Genomic DNA, 2,168 nt, shown 5'->3' with positions numbered 1-2,168 from the left:
GGGTGGGTCCGGTTGCGGGAGTGTCCGCGGCATGGATGCCGCGGCCAAGCCCCCAAGGACGGGTTTACGGCGTCTCCCGCAACCGGACCCACCCCGCCATCCCTCAGGAAACCAGCTTCTGCTGTTGCTTCGGCTTCTGCAGGTGCAGGGCGCAGCCCTGCATGAAAAACCCACCCCCTACCAAGGTAGGGCGGCCCGCGCGCCAGCGCCGGACTATCCTCGAACCCATGACTTTGTCTGGGAGGGCTGCGTCATGAACTACGAGGAAACCTACCGTCGCTCGATCGACGAGCCGGAGGCCTTCTGGGGCGAGGAAGCCAAGCGCATCCATTGGCACAAACCGCCGCAGCAGGTGCTCGACTACAGCAACCCGCCGTTCCGGCGCTGGTTCGTCGGTGGTGAAACCAATCTCTGCTACAACGCCGTCGACCGCCACCTGGCCGAGCGCGCCGACCAGCTCGCGCTGGTCGCCATCTCCACCGAAACCAACAGCACCCGCGAAATCACCTATCGCCAGCTGTATCGCGAAGTGAACGACTTCGCCGCCGTGCTCAAGCACCTCGGCGTCGGTCACGGTGACCGCGTGGTGATCTACATGCCGAACATGGCCGAAGCCGTGTTCGCGATGCTGGCCTGCGCGCGCATCGGTGCGGTGCACTCGGTGGTGTTCGGTGGCTTCGCCGCGCACAACCTGGCGCTGCGCATCGACGATGCCAAGCCCAAGCTGCTGATCGCCGCCGATGCCGGCATGCGCGGTGGCAAGCTGATTCCGTACAAGCCGATGGTCGATGCAGCCTGCGCCGAAGCCACGTCGCCACCGCCACACGTAGTGATCGTGTCGCGTGGGCTGGATGCCGCCGAACCACGCGTGCCGGGCCGCGATGTGGACTACGCCGAGCTGCGTGCGCAGATCGGTGAAGTCGACGTGCCGGTGCAGTGGCTGGAAGCGAGCGAGCCGAGCTATCTGCTGTATACCTCCGGCACCACCGGCAAGCCGAAGGGCGTGCAGCGCGATGTGGGGGGCTATGCGGTGGCGATGGCACAGTCGATGGAAACGGTGTTCGACTGCAGGCCGGGACAGGTGATGTTCTCCACCTCCGACGTCGGCTGGGCGGTCGGCCATTCCTACAACGTGTACGGCCCGCTGATCGGCGGCTGTACCTCGCTGCTCTACGAAGGGCTGCCGACCAACCCGGATCCGGGCATCTGGTGGGCGCTGTGCGAGCAGTACAACGTGCGCACGATGTTCTCGTCGCCCACCGCCATCCGCGTGCTGAAGAAGCACGACGCGGACTTCATCCATCGCCACGACCTGGGCGCGCTGAAGTACCTGTTCCTGGCCGGCGAGCCGCTGGACGAACCGACCGCGCACTGGATCAGCGAAGCGCTCGGCAAGCCGATCATCGACAACTACTGGCAGACCGAAACCGGCTGGCCGGCACTGACCCTGCTGCCGGGCCTGGAGATGAAGCCGGTGCGTTTCGGCTCGCCCGGGTTCCCCAATCTCGGCTACCGGATGAAGGTGATCGACGAGAACACCGGCGAGGAAGTGGCACCGGGGCAGAAGGGCGTGCTGGTGGTGTCGCCGCCGCTGCCGCCGGGCTGCATGAGCACGGTGTGGAACGACGACAGCCGTTTCCTGCAGAGCTACTTCAGCCACTTCAAGGAGCTGCTGTACAGCTCGCTGGACTGGGCGATCCGTGACGACGATGGCTACACCTTCATCCTCGGTCGCACCGATGATGTGATCAATGTGGCCGGTCACCGGTTGGGTACGCGCGAGATTGAAGAAGCCATCTCCAGCCATCCACGTGTGGCCGAGGCGGCGGTGATCGGGGTCAAGGATGAGCTGAAGGGGCAGGTGCCGCTGGTGTTCGTCACCCTCAAGCAGGGGCTGGATGGCGAGGATCCGGCGCTGGTGGTGGCCGAGATGATGGCCACGGTGACCACCTCGCTCGGCGCGGTCGCGCGCCCGGCGCACGTGCACGTGGTCAATGCGCTGCCCAAGACCCGATCCGGCAAGCTGCTGCGGCGCTCGCTGCAGGCGCTGGCCGAACAGCGCGACCCGGGTGACCTGTCGACGCTGGACGACCCCAGCGCGCTGGAGGAGATCCGCCGCGCGCTGGGCCGTTGACCTGGTAGTGGGGGGGGGGGGGGGGGGGGGGGGG

The 2,168-nt window shown here is 66.6% G+C and carries 1 protein-coding gene; it reads left to right on the top strand.

What is annotated here, in order from left to right:
- The first annotated feature begins 253 nt into the window (after positions 1-253).
- Positions 254-2,134 (top strand): propionate--CoA ligase, encoded by a 1,881-nt coding sequence (prpE, locus tag R1L06_RS20430; protein ID WP_317218591.1) that lies wholly within the window; start codon positions 254-256, stop codon positions 2,132-2,134.
- The last annotated feature ends 34 nt before the right edge of the window (positions 2,135-2,168 follow it).

Origin of the sequence: Stenotrophomonas mexicanensis, assembly GCF_032911605.1 — a bacterium.
GTDB classification, from domain to species: Bacteria; Pseudomonadota; Gammaproteobacteria; order Xanthomonadales; family Xanthomonadaceae; genus Stenotrophomonas; species Stenotrophomonas maltophilia_A.
Note: the sequence above shows the minus strand (reverse complement) of the source record. Positions and strands in the feature narration are given on the sequence as shown.